A 16,943-nucleotide genomic window follows, 5' to 3' on the forward strand; every position below is an offset into this window, starting at 1 on the left:
TTACTCCCCCTCGCCGGTGAGCGCACCGGTGGTCTCTTCGACGGTGTCCAGGACCGGATCGGTCACCGGTGCCGTCGTCTCCAGCACGGGCTCGGTCGTCTCCTCCACCGCATCGGGAACGACGGTTTCCACGGGCTCGGGCAGCTGCGGCTCGGGTTCGGCCGTCGGTGCGGGTTCCGGTGTGGGAGCGGGCTCCTCCGGGATCCGGCACCGGCAGCTCGGGGTCCGGTTCGTCGACCGGGCCCGCGGGTACCTCCGGAACGACCGGGTCCGGGTCGGTGGACTGTGCGGAGGGCGGCGGCGTGCTGCCGGCGCCGGAATCCGTGCCGGCGTCGCTTTCCGTGCCGTCGCCGTCCGTGCCGGGCCCGGGCGCGTCCGGGTCCGGCGTCACCGGGTCCGAGCCGGTATCCGGCGTGGCCGGGCTGCTCGTGTCCTGGACGGCAGTCTCCCGCGGCACCGTCGTCGACGACGACTCCGCGGGAGCCGGTGAGCCCGGACCCGGGGCCGCCGACGACGGGGTCGTGGCCTGCCCGCGTCCGGCACCGAAGACGAGCTCGGACAGACTCGTGGTGTTCGCCGGTGCGATCGCGATCCCGCCACGGTTTCGGGCCTCGTCGCCGAACAGGAACAGCGGCCCGCCGCCCCGCCCGGCCGGTCGGTCGGACGCGGCTTCCGGCCTCGGCACCGGAACGGCTCCGGGCAGCAGCGGCGTGAGCAGTGCGGGCTGCTGAGCCAGCAACACTCCACACGCGACGATCACCGCAGCGCCACCGCCGACCGACATGCCGGTCGTCAGATTCACCCACTTGCGCCGCCTGCCGCGTGGATCGAGAAAAACCGGGAGATCTCTGGTCATTCGCCCTCCTCCGGGACGTGCGCGGTGGCCCGCGCGAAGTCGTAGGTGTGCTGGGCCAGGCCGCTGCAGTCCTCACGGGCGTCCCGTTCTCCGGGGCAGCGGCCGTTGTCCCTGGCCAGCGACCAGAAACCGAGGTAAGCCAGGTCGTGCTCGCCCGCGTAGTCACGCAGTGCACGCGCGTCGGCGAGTGTGGTGACGACGCCGGTGTCGTTGCGGCCCGCCATGTAGGTCAGGCCAAGCCGGCGATAGGCACCGTCCCGGCCATCCGACGGCCAGATCTGTCCAATTTGGTCGGTCACGGACTCCGCCGCCCTGAGCATGGCGACCCGCCACCCGTTGTCCGGGGGAAAGTTCATCACCATCGCGTTGACGACCACGTCGACGTTTCGCCACGCAAGTGCCCGCAGCAGTTCCGTCGCCGAGGCCGGGAGTCCCCGCCGCTCGTCGAGAACCTCGACCGTCACGCTGATCCGGGCCCCACGCCGGTCCTGGACCTCGCGCAGCGCCTCCGCGACGAGCTGGACGGGAATGCCGGTCTCGATGTCGACGTCGAGCCAGTCGGCTCCCGTGCGATCGAGCGCGCGAACGTAGGCGTCCGCGAGCTCTCCGGCCGTCGCGCACGTGTTCTCGAGGTAGGTTCCGGACGCTCCACCGGAGGCCACGGTCACCGCTGCGCCCGTGGCACGCAGTGCTCGCGCCTCGGCCAGGACGTGCGCATCCGCCAGCGGCCTGCCCGTGTTCCACACCGGCTCGCAACGACTCTGGTGGGAGAGCAGGAACGCCAGGACGAACCGGCGCAGCGGCGTGCGCTCGGCGGCGCGGGCCAGGCCCAGCCGGCCGTCACCGACGTACACGTACGGCGCGGCGGTGACCGGATCGTCCTGTTCGGACTGTGCATCGCCACACGCACTCAGTGTGACCAGACACACCGTCAGCGATGCGATACTCACACTCCAGGCACGGCAGCGTCGCATCAATGTCCAATCGGGGAGACTTCACGTGCCCTGCGTCAGTTGACGGTCCGTGGCCGGGGCAATACTCAACCGGACCGCAACGGCAAGATTTCCCTTGCCTCGCTTGGTTCATCGTGCGGCAGGCCACCGGGTTACGCCCCGGGACAAGGTCTGCGCGAATTAGAGCAGAAGGTCCCTAATCTCCGATGCGACGCTCTCGACCCTGCCAAACTCGTTGACGCAGAACGAATTTCTGGATTTTCCCGGTGGATGTTTTCGGGAGTTCGGTGAACACGACCGACTTCGGCGCCTTGAACCGGGCCAGCCGGGCGCGCACGTGCTCGATGATCTCGTCCTCGGTGGCGTGCGCGCCGTCATGCAACGTGACGTAGGCGGCGGGAACCTCGCCCCACCGCTCATCCGGCACGGCGATCACCGCCACCTCGAGCACCGCGGGATGGTCGGCGATAGCCTGCTCGACCTCCACCGAGGCGATGTTCTCCCCGCCCGAGATGATGACGTCCTTGCTGCGATCGCGTAGCTCCACGTAGCCGTCCGGATGCAGCACCCCGAGATCCCCGGTGCGCAACCACCCGTCCGGCGCCGCCTGCCGCGTCGCCTCCGGATCCTTGAAATAGCCGAGCATGACGTTGTTGCCGCGCAACGCGATCTGCCCCACCGTCACGCCGTCCGCGGGCACATCCGTGCCGTCCTCGGCCACCACCCGCACCCGGCAGGAGATCATGTTCCCCACGCCCTGACGCGCCTGCAGCCGGGCCTGCGCCTCGGTGTCCAGCGCGTTCCACTCCGGACGCCAGTCGCAGATCATCGCCGGCCCGAACGTCTCCGTCAGCCCGTACAAGTGCGTCACCTCGAACCCGAGCTCGCCCATCCGGCGCAGAATCGCCGGCGACGGCGGAGCACCCCCGGTGGCCACCCGCACCGTGCGCTTCACCGGCGCCGCCTCCGCCGCATACGCCAGCATCGACAGCACCGTCGGCGCCCCGTTGAGGTGCGTGACCCCCTCCTCCCGCAGCAACCGCCACACCTGGGCCGGATCCACCTTCGGCAGACACACGTGCGTCGCCGCCGCCGCGGTCACCGCCCACGGAAAACACCAGCCGTTGCAGTGAAACATCGGCAACGTCCACAAATGCACCGCCGACGGCGACAACCCGGTGTGCCCCACCATCGCCAGCGCCTGCAGGTACGCCCCGCGGTGGTGATACATCACGCCCTTCGGCTTGCCGGTGGTGCCGGAGGTGTAGTTGATCGACAGCAGCGCGCGTTCGTCGTCCGGCGTCACCGCCCGCGGCGTCGCCGAGGCCAGCAAATCCTCGTAGTCCGGCCCCGCCCACACCACCCGCGGCGGCGACGACACCCGGCGCAGCGCCTCCGCCACCGTCTCCTCGAACACCGGATCACACACCAACACCCCCGCCTCGCTGTGCTCGAGGATGTAGGCGATCTCCCCCGCCGCCAGCCGCGTGTTCACCGCCACCAGCGGCACCCCCGCCCACGGCATCCCGAAATGCGCCTCCAGCAACACGTGTGTGTTCGGCGCCAGCACCGCCACCGGACGACCCCCGGCCGGCCCGGCCAGCCCACCCGCCAACCGCCGGCACCGCTCGTGCAGCTCGGCATACGTCCACCGGCGGGCACCATCCACCACCGCGACCCGATCACCATGCGCCGCAGCCGCCCGATCCAGAAACGACACCGGCGTCAACGGCTCGAACGAGAGATCACCCGCCATGGCACGAGCTTGGTGCCACCGGCCTGCCGGGTCAATCGGTCAGCCGAGCCACGTCTCCAGCCAGCGCGTATGCACGGCGCCGTCGCGGAGGTCGGAATCGGTCAGCAACCGGTGGTGCAGGGTCGCGGTGCTGCGCACACCCTCGATGCGCAGCTCGGCCAGCGCCTGCCGCGCCCGGGCGAGGGCCTGCTCGCGGTCGGCGCCCCAGCAGATGATCTTGGCCAGCATCGAGTCGTAGAACGGGCTGATGACGTCACCCGCCGTGAACCCGGTGTCCACGCGGACCCCCGGCCCGCCGGGCAGGTCGAACCGGTCGAGCGAACCCGGTGTCGGCACGAATGCGTTGTCCGGATCCTCGCAGTTGATGCGCATCTCCACGGCCGCACCGTCGAGTGCGATGTCCTTCTGCGTCACCGACAGCGGCTTGCCCTCGGCGATCCGCAGCTGCTCGGCCACCAGATCCACTCCCGTGACGACCTCGGTCACCGGGTGCTCCACCTGGATGCGGGTGTTCATCTCCATGAAGTAGAAGCCCGCGTCGTCGAGCAGGAACTCGACCGTGCCCGCCCCGCGGTAGCCGACGTGCCGGGCCAGCCGCACGGCGGCGGCCGTGATGTCCTCCCGGGTCGCCGGGTCGAGCCCGGGCGCGGGCGCCTCCTCCACAAGCTTCTGCCTGCGCCGCTGCACCGAGCAGTCGCGCTCGAACACGTGCACCACGTGGCCATGATCGTCGGCGAGCACCTGGACCTCGATGTGCCGGGCCTGCTGCACGGCGCGTTCGAGATAGAGCGTGCCGTCGCCGAACGCGGACGCCGCTTCCGCCTGCGCGGTGGCGAAGACGTCCGCGAGTGCGTCGGCGTCGTCCACCGGCCGGATCCCCCGGCCACCGCCGCCTGCCGCCGCCTTGATCAGCAGCGGGTACCCGATCTGCTCGGCCGCGGCCTTCGCCGCCGCCACGTCGGCGACCGGCCCGCTGCCCGGCACGACGGGCACGTCGGCCTCCCGCGCGGTCTCGCGGGCCACCGCCTTGTCGCCCATCTTCTCGATGACCTCCGGCGGCGGGCCGATGAACGTCAGCCCCTCCTCCCGGACGCGCCGGGCGAACGCGGCGTTCTCCGACAGGAAGCCGTAGCCGGGGTGGATCGCGTCGGCACCGCTCGCCTTCGCGGCGTTCAGGACGGCGTCGGCGTTGAGGTAGGACTTGCCCGCGGGCGAGCCGCCGAGATGCTCCGCGGCGTCGGCGAGCGCCACCCAGCGCGCGTCCTTGTCGGCGTCGGAGTACGCCGCCACGGCCTCGTGCCCGGCCTCGTGGCAGGCGCGGACGATCCGCAGCGCGATCTCGCCCCGGTTGGCGACCAGTACCCTCATGCGCCGTCGACCTCGGCGATGTCCTGGCCCATCGACACCTCGTCGCCATCGTCGAGGAGGAACTTCGTGACCTTGCCCGACACCTCGGACTTGACCTCGTTGAACGTCTTCATCACCTCGATCAGGGCGATCGTCTGGCCCTCGGAGACCTCGGTGCCCTCACTCACGTACGGCTCCGCGTCCGGGCTGGGACGCCGGTAGAACACGCCGGGCATGGTGGCCTTGATCGTCGTCATCACTCGCTCCTCAGTTCCGTGCTGATCCGGTCGAGACGTTGCCTGCGTTCCCGCCGGGCGGCGATCGCCTCGTCGACGTCGATGGGCACGAACGACACGGAGTCGCCCGTCTTGGTCTGCGCGAGCCGGTCGCGGTCGGCGGAGATCACCGTGCCGATCGTGGCGTACCCACCGCCGGTGACGGCGTCGTTGAGCAGCACGATCGGCTCGTCCCCACCCGGCACCTGGATGGACCCGATGGGGTAGCCGAGGTCCACGACGTTGGCCGGGTCGCTGCCCGCGCCGAACGGCTGCTCGCGCTCGACGAACTCCAGCGTCCCACCCCGCAGCCGGTAACCGACCCGGTCGGCGTCCTTGGTGACCTTCCACGTCGTCTCCAAGAACGACCGCATGCCGGCCTCACTGAGCCGGTAGGAACACAGGCCCACCACCGTGCGCACCTCGGTGACCGGCTCGAACCGCGGCCGCAGCGACTCGGCGACCGCCGATCCCGGCTTCGGGGCGCCGTTGCCGGACTCCTTGCCCAGTGGCAGCCGGTCGCCGTCGGCGAGCTTGCGGCCCTCGAACCCCCCGAGCCCGGTGAGCATGTACGTGGAACGGGAACCGAGGTACTCCGGCACGTCGATTCCGCCGCTCACGGCGATGTAGGTTCGGCAACCGCCGGTGATCATCGAGAACTCCAGCACGTCGCCCGCCCCGACCTTGATGGTCGTCCACGGCTCGACGGGCTCGCCGCCGAGCGTCACCGGCCCGTCGGCGCCCGTGACGGCCACGAGCCGGTCGTCGGTGAACTCCAGCTTCGGCGCGATGTAGGTGGCCTCCAGCGCGGCGGCGCCCTCGGGGTTGCCGACGAGCAGGTTCGCGGCGCGGTAGGAGAACTGGTCCATCGCACCGGACGGCGGCATGCCGATGTCGTAGTAGCCGTCGCGGCCCGCGTCCTGCACGGTCGTGTAGAGCCCGCCGGAGTGCACGATCAGCTCGGTCATCGGTACAGCACCTCCAGCAGCTCGTTGTTGACGGCGTCGGGGTCGGCGAGGAACTCGGCGGGCCGGAACTCGAACTCACGGATCCGGTAGCGCCACGTGCCCGCCTCGACGGCACGCCGCACCTCGTCGAACTCGGTCTGGTCGATCGCGCGGTACCGGAAGATGTCACCGGAGCGCGGGAAGACGATGCTGTCGGCGAAGTCCGGCAGCGACTGGGTGCGGTCGAACACCGGCGCGGGCGCCATGCCGAACAGCTGGTAACCGCCCGCGCCCCGCACCGGATACACGACGGCGAACGCACCGCCGTAGCCGAATGCCCGCTCCGGGGTGTCGGTGCGCGGCCGCACGTACTTGGGCACCTCGATCTGCCGGTCGCGCGGCACCATCTGGTAGCAGAACGGCAGGCCGGGCACGAAGCCGAGCATCGTGACGATGTAGGGCGCGCCGGACAGCGCGTCGATCAGCTGGGGCACGCCGTCGAAGCCGTTGATCCGCGCGGCGTATTCCAGGTCGGTGGCCTCGGGATCCTGGTGGCGGTCGCGGAAGCGCAGCAGCGTCTCGCGCGTCCACGGGTCGTCGTAGAGCACCGGCACGTCCACCACCCGCGTGGGCAGCACGTGGTCGGAGCTCAGCTCGGCCGCCGACTTCTCCATGCCGCGCAGCTCCTCGACCAGGTCCTTGGGGTGCAGCTTCTCCGGGTCGAGCCGGATCAGATAGGAGGCGTTGGACGGGCAGATGTCGACAACGCCGTCGAGCCCCCGTTCGGCCAGCGCGGCCGTGATCGTCATCGCCTTGAAGTTCGCCTCCAGGCTCATGGCCTGGTCGATCTCCACGAACACGAACTCGTCGCCGCCGTACTCGTACCGTGCGGGCGGAAGACTCAGGGTTGTCGCGGCCACGCCACCCCTCCTCGTCTGGCGGTCTGGGTTTCGCAACACCCTTCCCGTCGCGGATGCGGTGCACCATTGGCCCGAGTGGACAGGTATCCCGCGCCGCTTTGTCCAAACCGATGAATTGCCGCCGTCCACCCGGACGCCCACTGTTGGAGACATGAAGACGGTGATCGACCTCAATGCCGACGCGGGCGAGAGCTTCGGCAGGTGGAAGCTCGGCGACGACGAGCACCTGCTGCCGCTGGTCAGCTCGGTGAATGTCGCGTGCGGATGGCATGCGGGCGATCCGGCGACGATGCGCCGGTCGGTGGAGCTCGCGAAGGGTGCCGGCACGGCACTCGGCGCGCACCCCGGCCTGCCCGACCTCGCCGGATTCGGCCGCCGCGCGCTCGCGATGTCCCCCGCGGAGGCGGCCGACGCCTGCCTCTACCAGTACGGGGCGCTGCGCGGGTTCGCCGACTCGCTCGGCGTGGAGGTCACGCACGTCAAGCCGCACGGCGCGTTCTACGGGCTGACCATGCGCGACGAGACCGTCGCCGACGCGGTCGCCGACGCGGTGGCCTCGATCTCCGACGAGCTGGTGGTGGTGCTGCACGCCGGTGCCACGGCGGAGCGGGTCGCCGCGCGTGGGCTGCGCGTGGCGCGGGAGGCGTTCGCCGACCTGGAGTACGACGAGAACGGGCACATCATCATCGAGCCGCAGCCGCTGCCCAAGGACCCGCAGGAGTGCGCCGAGAAGGCCGTCGCGATCCTCGGCGGCATGGTGCGCACGACCGCGGGCACGTGGGTCGACATCGACGCCGACACGATCTGCATCCACGGCGACCGGCCCAACGCCGTCGAGATCGCCACCGCCATCCGCGAGCGGTTCGCCGCCGAGGGCGTGACGATCAGCCCCATGCGCGAGGTGCTGGCGGAGCGCTGAGCCGGGCCGGGGCGCTGGAGAGCCGTTCCAGGTGCCGCGAGTCGAGCGCGAACTCGACGTGCTGGGCCAGCTCGTGCGCCTCGGGGACGCCGATCTCCCGGAACCGCACGGTGTCCTGCCCCGGCCGCAGCTGCCCGACCTTCCACAGGCTCGCGCGTGCGATCGTGGCGATCACCGTGAACCCGCCCGAGGTCGCCCCGTCGGGGCCGAGGATGGTGGGGACGTCGCCGTTCACGATCACCCCGCCGACGGGGAAGCTGCCATCGAGCACATTGGACGGATGGTCGCCCGCGACGCCACCGTCGGTGCGCGCCCACGTGAAGCGGTGCGGGTTGAGCAGCACGGCCAGCCGGTCGGAGTTCAGGTTCACCCGCCACGGCAGCGACACGAAGTCCCGCCAGTCACCCTCGGTGAGGAACTCGGAACTGGCATGCGGGCCGCGCACGACCTCCAGCTCCCAGTGCCGGTGGTAGGCCGGGCGCAGGGCCTGCGGCAGCCGCAGTCTCGTGCCCGTGGCGGGTCCGGTGGGCAGGACGTCGCCACGGATGAGCGCCCGGCCCTCGAGTCCACCGATGCCGCCCGCGGTGTGCAGGGCGCGGGAGCCGAGCACCTCCGGGACGTCGATGCCGCCCGCCACCGCGAGGTAGAGCCGGAAGCCGGGACCCTTCGCCGTGCCGCACGTGAGCACGTCGCCGGGCCGCACCTCGATTCCCTCCCACAGCGGCACCGGCGCGCCGTTGAGCTGCGGGTTCGTGCCGTCGGCGCCGGTCAGGGCCAGCACGGTGTGCCGGTGGACCCGCGCGCCGAAGCGGCCGGTGGCGATCTCCAGCCCTGCGGCACCGGGTTCGTTGCCGACCAGCACGTTGGCGATCCGGAACGCGAGGTTGTCCACCGGTCCCGCTGGAAAGACGCCCTTGGCCTGCAGCCCGACCCGGCCCGGGTAGTCCTGCACGGTGGTCTGCACACCGGCGTCGAGGATCTCCAGCGTCATCGGCCGGCAAGGTAGTCGGCGACGACGAACGGGGCGTCCTCGACGCGGTAGGCGTAGCGGCCGTCGAACGCCTGCCTGCGTGCCCGGAGCAGCTCCTCCTCGGTGACGCGGGTGAACCGCACCCGGTCGCCCGCCCGGATCAGGAACGGGTCGTCGCGGAACAGCTCGTGTCTGCCGAGGAGGTCGTAGATCGGGACGGTGCGGCCGAACAGCTGGTAGCTACCGGGCGAGTCGACCGGGTAGATCGCCACGCACGGTCCCCCGATGCCGACCGCCCCCTCGGGAGTCCACGCTCGCGTCGGGTTGTACTTCGGCACGCTCAGCGTCGGCTCGCGCAGGGAGAACAGGAACGGCAGGCCGGGCGCGAACCCGGTGAACGCCGTCCACCACTCCGTGCCGAGGATCGCCTCGTAGAGCTCCTCGCGGTCGGCGAGCCCGTTCTGCTCGGCGATGTAGTCGATGTTGGTGCCGTCGCGCGCGTAGGGCGCGTCCGGCCGGATGGTGGTGACGTAGCGGCGCACGGCCTCGGCGGTGGCGGAATCGTCGAACGCGATGGGCAGCACGATTCGCCTGCTCGGCACGGTGAGGCCGGCGATCTCGGGTTGCCGTCCGTGCAGGTCCCGCAGGTGGTGCAGCAGCGCCTCGCGGCTGGTCGCGGCGGGGTCGTACCGGATGAGGATTGACCGCAGCCCGGGCGCGGCCTCCACGAATCCGGGAGGTGGGGCCGTGGTCAGGGCCCCCAGCATGCCGACGACGACGAAATTGAGCCGCAGGTCCAGTTCGGTGCCGTCGGCGTACTCGACGAGCACGTACTCCTCACCAGCCTGCCGGTAGGTAGCGGCCGGGCGGCCCTCGACGGCGGGCGTGCGGTCGAGCACGACGCTCATCGCATCTCCCGCATCCGCAACGCCAGCCACAACTCCGCCCGCGCGGTGGGGTCGTCGAGGTCGGTGTCGAGCAGTTCGCTGATGCGGCGCAGCCGGTAGCGCAGGGTGTGCCGGTGGATGCCCAGTGCCGTGGACGAGGCGTCGATGTGACTGTTGTTGGCCAGGTAGACCCGCAGCGTGGAAACGAGGTCCAATTTGGACCGGGACGCGTGCCGTTCCAGCGGTTCCAGCAGGGCGTCGGCCCAGCCGCGGGCTCCGGGATGGTCGAGTTGCGCGAGCAGCCCCGCGGTGGCGACGTCCTTGGCGAGCACGAGCCGGTCGCCGCCGCGTGTGGTGCCGAAGAAGACCGACCGGGTGCGGCGCAGCGCGTCCGGAACGTCGGCAGGCTGGACCCCGTCGCTGACCACACCGCGGGAGCGGGCCACCCGGTGCAGCACCTCCTCCAGCGCCTGCAGGTCACCCTCGGCCACCGGAAGCAGCACCACGACGCTGTGCCGGTCGTAGCGGGCGACGAGCGCGCCTGCCTGGGTCAGCGCCGGGTGGTCCTCGGCCGCCCGGAGGAGGTCGCGGATGTCGCCGGGTTCGCAGCTGAGCAGCGCCACGCGCAGCGGCGCGGGTGGCAACGCCACGCCGAGTGTGTCGGCACACGACTCCGCGAGGTCGGGATGCCCGGACGCCGCCAGGCGCAGCACGGCCACGTTGGCGTCCCGCCGGGCGTCCCGCGCCTGCCGCTGCGCGACGACGTCGAGCGCGAGCAGCCCGACCGCGCTGGCCAGCACCGAGTGCTCCGGCGTGGTGAGCGCGGCACGCCTGCCCGCCGCGAGGTAACCGGCCACCGAACCGCCCGTACCGACCGGCAGCACGGCCACCTGCTGGTCGCCGAGCGCGAGCGACGCGGAATGCAGTAGCGACGTCATGGTCATCCGATCGAGCTCGGCCCGCACGCTCGCGGCGTAGCGGCGCGCGTGGGGCGGCGAGCAGTGCCGCGCGGCGCCCGACTCGTCGAGCAACAGCACCCAGGCGTCCAGCGCCTCCGCCAGGCCGGTGACCACGGCGCGGGGTCCACCGGTCGACACCGCTGCGGTGATGAGCTCCCGCTGGGTGGCGAGCGCGGAGGCGAGCGCGTCCTCCTGGGCGTAGGAGATCGCCGCGGCGACCGCCTCGCTGATCGCGATGAACGGCGTCGGCTCCGGAACCTCCAGCAGCGCCAGCCCGGACTCCCCGGCGGCGCCGACGAGCTCGTCCGGCACCCGCTCGTGGTGCGGTCCCACACCGAAGCCCAGCGCCACGACACCGCAACGGACCAGCCGGTCGACGTAGCCGTGCCAGGGTTTGTCGTGCAGGCCCGTCGTCAGCAGGAGCTCACCACCCGAGAGGTACGGCGTCGGGTCGGCCAGCTCGCTCGCGTGCACCCAGCGGATGCACCGCTGCGCGCCGGTGTCGACGAGCGCACGCAGGCCGAGCTCACCGCGGTTGAGCAGCCACTGCACGGTCGGTCGCATGCACCCTCCTGCGGGCCAGTGTTGCACCGGCGCCCGCGAGGGGGGCGCACCCGGGTGACCTCGACGGTCTCGCTCAGCGCCCCGGGCGGTAGGTGTGCAGGACGTTGCCCGAGGCGAACGGCCTGGTCGCGACGAGCTCGAGCCGGGACCGGCCGATACCCCGGTACACCGGCGTCCCCTCCCCCAGCAGGACCGGCATGACCAGCAGGCGGATCTCGTCCACCACGCCGAGCTCCACCAGGCGGGCCGCGAGCGTGGAGCTGCCGAAGACGGCGACGTCCTTGCCGGTACCGGCGACGTCGTCGCGCAGTGGGCCGACCTTGGCCGGGTCGTCCAGGACGCGGGTGTCCGGCCAGTCGGCGCTGGTGAGGGTGCGGGTGACGACGGCCTTGGGCAGTGCGTTCATCCGCCGCGTCGTCTCCGGGTCGGTCTCCCACGCGGTGGGGGACTGCCAGAACTGCGCCATCCCCTCGTAGGTGACGCGGCCGAAGACGATCGCGCCGGTGTGGTCGAGCTGGTCGAGTGAGAACTCGGTGAACTCGTCGTCGACGTTGTGCCAGTCGAGGTTCCTTCCGGGGGCCTCGTGGTAGCCGTCGGCGCTGGTGGCGATGAATGAGTACAGCATGTCCGGTCAGACCGCGGGCTGCGCCGGAACTCATCGCGGGTGTCCGCTCCGATGATCACGGAGCGCAGCGGGTCCGGCAGGGAAATGACCCGACGGTGGCGGAACGCGACGGCGCGGCGCGACGATTATCCCGCTATCCCCAGGTGGAAAGGAAAGGCAGCATGAGCACCGCCGCAGACGTCCAGCCGGTCCGGATCCCCGAGCAGGCCACGACCCAGCCCGCTCCCGCGATTCCGGCGCCGGAGCTGGACGACGACGAGTTCGCCCCCACCATCGTCCGCGGCAGGGAGTGACCGGCGCAGTTTGGTCCGGCCAGGAATGGCAACACCACGCGCGTAGGGGTTCGACCAATCGCGAGTGGGAGCGTCATGTTTCATCACACCAAGAAGCTGCAGTTCGAGGCCAAGCCCGAGCAGCCCGACCCGGTCTACGCGAGGAAGCTTCAGGAGCTGATCGGTGGAGCCTGGGGCGAGATGACGGTCACGATGCAGTACCTCTTCCAGGGCTGGAACTGCCGCATGGAAGGCAAGTACAAGGACCTCATCATGGACATCGCCACCGAGGAGATCGGGCACGTCGAGATGCTCGCGACGATGGTGGCGCGCCTGCTCGAGGGCGCACCGGCCACGGAGACGACGCGCGCCGTGCAGGACCCGGTGATGGCCGCGGTCATGGGTGGCATGGACCCGCAACAGGCGATCGTGGGCGGCGGCGGCGCCCTGCCCAACGACAGCCAGGGTGTGCCGTGGAACGGCCGCTACGTGATCGCCAGCGGCAACCTGCTCGCCGACTTCCGCGCCAACGTCGCCGCCGAGGCACAGGGCCGGCTGCAGACAGCACGGCTCTACAACATGACGGACGACCCCGGTGTCAAGGAGATGCTCAAGTTCAATCTGGCGCGGGACACCTACCACCAGAACATGTGGCTGGCCGCCATCGAGCAGCTGAAGGCGGACGGCATCGAGGGCACGCTCGCGCCGAACGCGTTGTTCGACGAGGAGCACCGCGAGCACGCGACCAGCCTGTGGAACCTCTCCGAGGGCAACGACTCCGCGCAGGGCCGCTGGGCCCAGGGCACCGGCCCGGACGGCGACCACGAGATGGGCATCGTGGAGAACCCGGAGCCGCTCGGTGGTCCGGCCGCGGGACCGCCGCCGGACCCGAAGCTGTTCGCGACCTACGACGGCAGCGAGCAACCCCGCGACCCGCGTCTGAGCGGTGCGAAGGGCATGGTCGGCAAGCTCAAGGAAGGCATGAGCTGACGGCCCGTCGAGGCCCGGTCGCAGGCCCTGCCCCGGGGCTGTGCAGGTCCGGGGCGGTGCCACATGCGTCCTGGTTCGTTCCGGCTCGCGCGGTTCCGTTCGACACGGCTACCTGGGCGGCACACACGGCTACCTGGGCGGCAGACACGGCTACCTGGGCGGCACACACGGCTACCTGGACGGCAGACACGGCGGCCGGGGGTGTTCAGCCTTCGGCAAGCAGCGGCTCGAGTTCCAGTTCCGGGTGCTGGCGGAGCAGGATGCGCATCGCCATCTCGTCCTCGAAGAGCGCCAGCTCGGTGCCGTCGACGCGGCTGACCACCTCGCTGCGCCGCCCGGAGTCCACGAGCCCGCGCTGCGCCGGATCGGCCAGTTTGCGGACGGCGCTGTAGGGCAGCCGGTCGAGCCGCACCGGCGCGGAGAACTCGTGCTCCATCCGGTGCGCGGCGACCTCGAACTGCATGGGACCGACCGCCGCGAACACGGGCGCCGCGTCGCCGCGCAGGTCCGACCGGAGCAGCTGGACGACCCCTTCGGCCGAGAGCTGGTCGACGCCCTTGCGGAACTGCTTGGACTTGCTCAGGTCCACCGGCCGCGCGACCGCGAAGTGCGCGGGCGCGAACTGCGGCAGCCCTGGGAATCGCACCGGCGGCTTGCCCGCGTACAGCGTGTCACCCACGCGCAGCGCGGAGGCGTTGACGAGCCCGATCACGTCGCCGGGGAACGCGGTGTCCACAGTAGACCGTTTTTGGCCGAACACCTGCTGCACGTACTTGGTGGCGAACGGCCGCTTCGTCGTCGCGTTGGTCACCACCATGCCGCGCTCGAACATGCCCGAGCACACGCGCGCGAAGGCCACCTGGTCGCGGTGTGCCGGGTCCATCCCGGTTTGCACCTTGAACACGAACGCGGAGAAGTCGGCGTCGAGCGGGCGGGGCACCCCGTCGGCGTCCACCCGCGGGGTGGGCCGCGGCGCCAGGTCGACGAGCAGGTCGAGCAGGTGCCGCACGCCGAAGTTCAGCACGGCGGCACCGAACAGCACCGGGGTGGCGGTGGCGTCACGGAACCGGTCGGCGTCGAACTCGCCACCGGAGGCCGCGAGCAGCTCCCTCTCCTCGCGGGCCGTGGTCCAGTCGGCGCCCACCTCGGCCTCGGCGCGGGCGGCATCGAGCCGTTCCTCGGGGGCAGCCTTGGCGCCACCGCTCGTGCGGGCGTAGCGCACGAACGAGCCGTCCGCGACGTCGAGCACGCCCTGGAAGTGCCCCGCCGCGCCGACCGGCCACGTCAGCGGCATGGGCTGCAGTCCGATGCGCTCGACGAGCTCGTCGCACAGCTCCAGCGCCTCGCGGCCGGGGCGGTCCCACTTGTTGACGAAGGTCAGCACCGGGATGCCGCGGTGACGGCAGACGTCGAAGAGCTTGAGCGTCTGCGGTTCGAGCCCCTTCGCGGCGTCGAGCAGCATCACCGCCGAGTCGACGGCCGAGAGCACGCGGTAGGTGTCCTCGGAGAAGTCGGCGTGGCCAGGGGTGTCGAGCAGGTTGATGACGGCGTCGCGGTAGGAGAACTGCAGCGCGGCCGACGTGATGGAGATGCCGCGTGCGCGTTCCATCTCCATCCAGTCGGAGACGACGCCGTGCCGCCCGGACTTGCCGTGCACCGCGCCCGCCTCGGAGATCACCCGGGCGTGCAGCGCCAGCGCTTCGGTGAGGGTGGACTTGCCGGCGTCGGGGTGGCTGATCACGGCGAAGGAGCGCCTGCGATCGGCCTCGGTGAGGATGTGCATCGGTGTTCCAGTCTACCCGACCGCCCGATAGTCCACTGTAGACAGCCGACGACGTGCTGAAACGCACTGTTGTAAGATCAACTTCCGTGACTCCGGAACGCCATGACTCGGTCGCCGCGTACAACGCCGCGTACCCCGACAGCCCGATCCCGTCCGAGCCGGCCCAGCGGCACGCCCTGCGCGGGTACCACGCGGCCATGAACGGAGTCACCGACGACGTCACGGGGTCGGGGGGCACGTTGACGGTGGAGTTCCTGCCCGGCGGCGTGCCCGGGCCGGGCGAGGAGGACCGGGTCGGCACGGTGGTGGCGACCCGATGGGGTTCGGAGCCCGTACTCGTGCTGGCACCGCGGGTGCCGCTGCGCGCGGCGTGGAAGGCGATCATCGACCGGTGGCCCGCGCGGCTGTCCGAGGTCCAGGACACGCTGCACACCCTGCGGACGCCGACTCCCGCCGCCTGAGCCGGACTCGCCGCACGTGACAGACAGAACTGGAACATGTTCTACTTGTCGCCATGAGGTACGGCGTCGTGCTGTTCACCAGCGACCGCGGCATCGCCCCCGCCACGGCGGCACGGCTCGCCGAGGACGCGGGCTTCACCTCGTTCTACGTGCCCGAACACACCCACATCCCGGTCAGGCGTGAAGCCGCCCACCCGACCACGGGGGACGCGACCCTGCCCGACGACCGGTACCTGCGCACGCTGGACCCGTGGGTGTCGCTGGCGATGGCCGCCGCTTGCACCGAACGGATCCGGCTCGCGACAGCCGTGGCGTTGCCGGTGGAGCACGACCCCATCGCGCTGGCGAAGACCATCGCCTCCCTCGACCACCTCTCCGGTGGCCGGGTGACGCTCGGCGTGGGCTTCGGCTGGAACATCGACGAGCTCACCGACCACGGAGTACCCAGGGGCAGGCGGCGCACCATGCTCCGCGAGTACGTCGAGGCGATGCGGGAGCTGTGGTCCCACGACGAGGCCGCCTACGACGGCGAGTTCGTGAAGTTCGGCCCGAGCTGGGCCTGGCCGAAACCCGCGCAGGGCGGAGACATCCCGGTGCTCGCCGGGGCCGCGGGCACGCGCACGACGTTCGAGTGGGTCGCCCGCACCGGCCACGGCTGGCTCACCACACCGGTCGAGACGGAGCTGGACGACAAGGTGGCACTGCTGCATCGGACGTGGCGGGACGCGGGCAGGCCGGGTACGCCGGAGGTGGTCGCGCTGGCAGGCAAACCGAACCGGGCGGTTCTGGAGCACTGGGCGTCGATCGGGGTGACCGAGGTCGTCTTCGGCCTCCCGGACCGGTCCGCCGACCGCGTCGCCGCCTACCTCGAGCGGCTGGCGGGCACGCTGCCGGCGGCGTAGAGCACGGCCAGGCAGCCCGAACCACCCGGCCACCTCCCGTGGACGACCCCCGCGACGCCGGGACCGTCCGGCGCCGGGCCCGGTTCGACGACCCGCCGGAGCTCGATGCTCACCGAGTCGTCCAGCGGCGGCCTGCGCCCATGTGCCGAACCGCCCGCCCTCCGCCCGATCGCGGTGGCATCCAGGTGGCGTCCGGCCGAGTCGGACACCCCGCCCGTGCGCACGAGCCGCACGAGCTGGCGCCGCCACACCGGGTCGGCCTCCGCGTCGTGGATCCAGCGCGTACCCAGCACGCTGTGCTCGGCGGTCGCGACGAGCGGTGCCTCGATCGGTGCGCTCCGGTAGGTCAGCGGCACCTGGTACACGCACGTGCCGTCGGTGAGCAGGTGCGTCTCGATGCCGACCTCACCGGCCGGGTCCTCCAGCCGGAACCAGCCGACGGGCGTCAGCGCGGCGTCGTCGCCGCCGCGGTACCACGGGCGGCGGAGGACCCACGCGGGCAGGAACTCCTCGAACGGCGGCGTCAGCGTCGCGCCACGATGAATCTTGGCCACACG

At 71.3% G+C, this 16,943-nt stretch carries 19 protein-coding genes; 6 read left to right on the forward strand and 13 right to left on the reverse strand.

The window, feature by feature from the left end:
• Positions 1 to 132 carry a hypothetical protein gene (locus tag ACFSZT_RS02120; protein WP_377394658.1) on the reverse strand — a complete coding sequence of 44 codons (132 nt, stop codon included), beginning with the start codon at positions 130 to 132 and terminating at the stop codon, positions 1 to 3.
• A 146-nt stretch (positions 133 to 278) separates the two neighbouring features.
• Here ACFSZT_RS02120 and ACFSZT_RS02125 point away from each other — a divergent pair, with 146 nt between their 5' ends.
• On the forward strand, positions 279 to 731 hold the full coding sequence (locus tag ACFSZT_RS02125; RefSeq protein WP_377394662.1) for a hypothetical protein: 453 nt from the start codon (positions 279 to 281) through the stop codon (positions 729 to 731).
• 121 nt (positions 732 to 852) lie between these two features.
• Here the strand turns inward: ACFSZT_RS02125 and ACFSZT_RS02130 are convergent, their stop codons facing one another.
• From ACFSZT_RS02130 to ACFSZT_RS02155, 6 genes are all read right to left on the reverse strand, one after another.
• Positions 853 to 1,806, reverse strand: coding sequence for a carbohydrate-binding protein CenC (locus tag ACFSZT_RS02130; protein ID WP_377394664.1), 954 nt, complete (start codon positions 1,804 to 1,806; stop codon positions 853 to 855).
• A 199-nt stretch (positions 1,807 to 2,005) separates the two neighbouring features.
• Positions 2,006 to 3,565 carry an AMP-binding protein gene (locus ACFSZT_RS02135; protein ID WP_377394665.1) on the reverse strand — a complete coding sequence of 520 codons (1,560 nt, stop codon included), beginning with the start codon at positions 3,563 to 3,565 and terminating at the stop codon, positions 2,006 to 2,008.
• 39 nt (positions 3,566 to 3,604) lie between these two features.
• Positions 3,605 to 4,933 (reverse strand): acetyl-CoA carboxylase biotin carboxylase subunit, encoded by a 1,329-nt coding sequence (locus tag ACFSZT_RS02140; protein WP_377394666.1) that lies wholly within the window; start codon positions 4,931 to 4,933, stop codon positions 3,605 to 3,607.
• Positions 4,930 to 5,169, reverse strand: a complete 240-nt coding sequence (locus tag ACFSZT_RS02145; protein ID WP_377394668.1) for an acetyl-CoA carboxylase — start codon at positions 5,167 to 5,169, stop codon at positions 4,930 to 4,932. The genes ACFSZT_RS02140 and ACFSZT_RS02145 overlap by 4 nt, the downstream gene beginning before the upstream one ends.
• The gene (locus tag ACFSZT_RS02150) at positions 5,169 to 6,155 is read right to left on the reverse strand and encodes a 5-oxoprolinase subunit C family protein (protein WP_377394669.1); all 987 of its coding nucleotides are present in this window, start codon (positions 6,153 to 6,155) and stop codon (positions 5,169 to 5,171) included. The genes ACFSZT_RS02145 and ACFSZT_RS02150 overlap by 1 nt, the downstream gene beginning before the upstream one ends.
• On the reverse strand, positions 6,152 to 7,054 hold the full coding sequence (locus ACFSZT_RS02155) for a 5-oxoprolinase subunit B family protein (protein ID WP_377394671.1): 903 nt from the start codon (positions 7,052 to 7,054) through the stop codon (positions 6,152 to 6,154). The genes ACFSZT_RS02150 and ACFSZT_RS02155 overlap by 4 nt, the downstream gene beginning before the upstream one ends.
• Before the next feature lie 151 nt (positions 7,055 to 7,205).
• Here ACFSZT_RS02155 and ACFSZT_RS02160 point away from each other — a divergent pair, with 151 nt between their 5' ends.
• Complete coding sequence (locus ACFSZT_RS02160; protein WP_377394673.1) at positions 7,206 to 7,973, forward strand: LamB/YcsF family protein; 768 nt, start codon at positions 7,206 to 7,208, stop codon at positions 7,971 to 7,973.
• On the opposite strand, the gene ACFSZT_RS02165 is transcribed toward ACFSZT_RS02160, so the two are convergent.
• The 4 genes from ACFSZT_RS02165 to ACFSZT_RS02180 all read right to left on the reverse strand — a co-directional run bounded on the left by ACFSZT_RS02165 (position 7,939) and on the right by ACFSZT_RS02180 (position 11,978).
• Positions 7,939 to 8,964, reverse strand: coding sequence for a 5-oxoprolinase/urea amidolyase family protein (locus tag ACFSZT_RS02165; protein WP_377394675.1), 1,026 nt, complete (start codon positions 8,962 to 8,964; stop codon positions 7,939 to 7,941). The two genes, ACFSZT_RS02160 and ACFSZT_RS02165, sit on opposite strands and share 35 nt — an antisense overlap.
• Positions 8,961 to 9,851: a 5-oxoprolinase subunit B family protein gene (locus ACFSZT_RS02170; protein WP_377394677.1), complete on the reverse strand. Its 891-nt coding sequence runs from the start codon at positions 9,849 to 9,851 to the stop codon at positions 8,961 to 8,963. Before ACFSZT_RS02170 ends, ACFSZT_RS02165 begins: the two co-directional genes overlap by 4 nt.
• Positions 9,848 to 11,353: a PucR family transcriptional regulator gene (locus ACFSZT_RS02175; protein ID WP_377394679.1), complete on the reverse strand. Its 1,506-nt coding sequence runs from the start codon at positions 11,351 to 11,353 to the stop codon at positions 9,848 to 9,850. The genes ACFSZT_RS02170 and ACFSZT_RS02175 overlap by 4 nt, the downstream gene beginning before the upstream one ends.
• 73 nt (positions 11,354 to 11,426) lie before the next feature.
• Complete coding sequence (locus tag ACFSZT_RS02180; protein WP_377394680.1) at positions 11,427 to 11,978, reverse strand: dihydrofolate reductase family protein; 552 nt, start codon at positions 11,976 to 11,978, stop codon at positions 11,427 to 11,429.
• Between the two features lie 161 nt (positions 11,979 to 12,139).
• Between ACFSZT_RS02180 and ACFSZT_RS02185 the strand changes: the two genes are divergently transcribed.
• On the forward strand, positions 12,140 to 12,271 hold the full coding sequence (locus ACFSZT_RS02185) for a hypothetical protein (protein WP_377394682.1): 132 nt from the start codon (positions 12,140 to 12,142) through the stop codon (positions 12,269 to 12,271).
• A 75-nt stretch (positions 12,272 to 12,346) separates the two neighbouring features.
• Positions 12,347 to 13,240 carry a manganese catalase family protein gene (locus ACFSZT_RS02190; RefSeq protein WP_377394684.1) on the forward strand — a complete coding sequence of 298 codons (894 nt, stop codon included), beginning with the start codon at positions 12,347 to 12,349 and terminating at the stop codon, positions 13,238 to 13,240.
• A 205-nt stretch (positions 13,241 to 13,445) separates the two neighbouring features.
• Here the strand turns inward: ACFSZT_RS02190 and ACFSZT_RS02195 are convergent, their stop codons facing one another.
• Positions 13,446 to 15,023: a peptide chain release factor 3 gene (locus ACFSZT_RS02195; protein ID WP_377394686.1), complete on the reverse strand. Its 1,578-nt coding sequence runs from the start codon at positions 15,021 to 15,023 to the stop codon at positions 13,446 to 13,448.
• An 86-nt stretch (positions 15,024 to 15,109) separates the two neighbouring features.
• Between ACFSZT_RS02195 and ACFSZT_RS02200 the strand changes: the two genes are divergently transcribed.
• Positions 15,110 to 15,484 (forward strand): hypothetical protein, encoded by a 375-nt coding sequence (locus ACFSZT_RS02200; protein WP_377394688.1) that lies wholly within the window; start codon positions 15,110 to 15,112, stop codon positions 15,482 to 15,484.
• A 53-nt stretch (positions 15,485 to 15,537) separates the two neighbouring features.
• Positions 15,538 to 16,386 (forward strand): LLM class F420-dependent oxidoreductase, encoded by an 849-nt coding sequence (locus ACFSZT_RS02205; protein WP_377394690.1) that lies wholly within the window; start codon positions 15,538 to 15,540, stop codon positions 16,384 to 16,386.
• Here the strand turns inward: ACFSZT_RS02205 and ACFSZT_RS02210 are convergent.
• Positions 16,347 to 16,940: a maltokinase N-terminal cap-like domain-containing protein gene (locus ACFSZT_RS02210; RefSeq protein WP_377394692.1), complete on the reverse strand. Its 594-nt coding sequence runs from the start codon at positions 16,938 to 16,940 to the stop codon at positions 16,347 to 16,349. The two genes, ACFSZT_RS02205 and ACFSZT_RS02210, sit on opposite strands and share 40 nt — an antisense overlap.
• Between the last annotated feature and the right edge of the window lie 3 nt (positions 16,941 to 16,943).

The organism is Prauserella oleivorans, from assembly GCF_042685745.1.
GTDB classification, from domain to species: domain Bacteria; phylum Actinomycetota; class Actinomycetes; order Mycobacteriales; family Pseudonocardiaceae; genus Prauserella_A; species Prauserella_A oleivorans.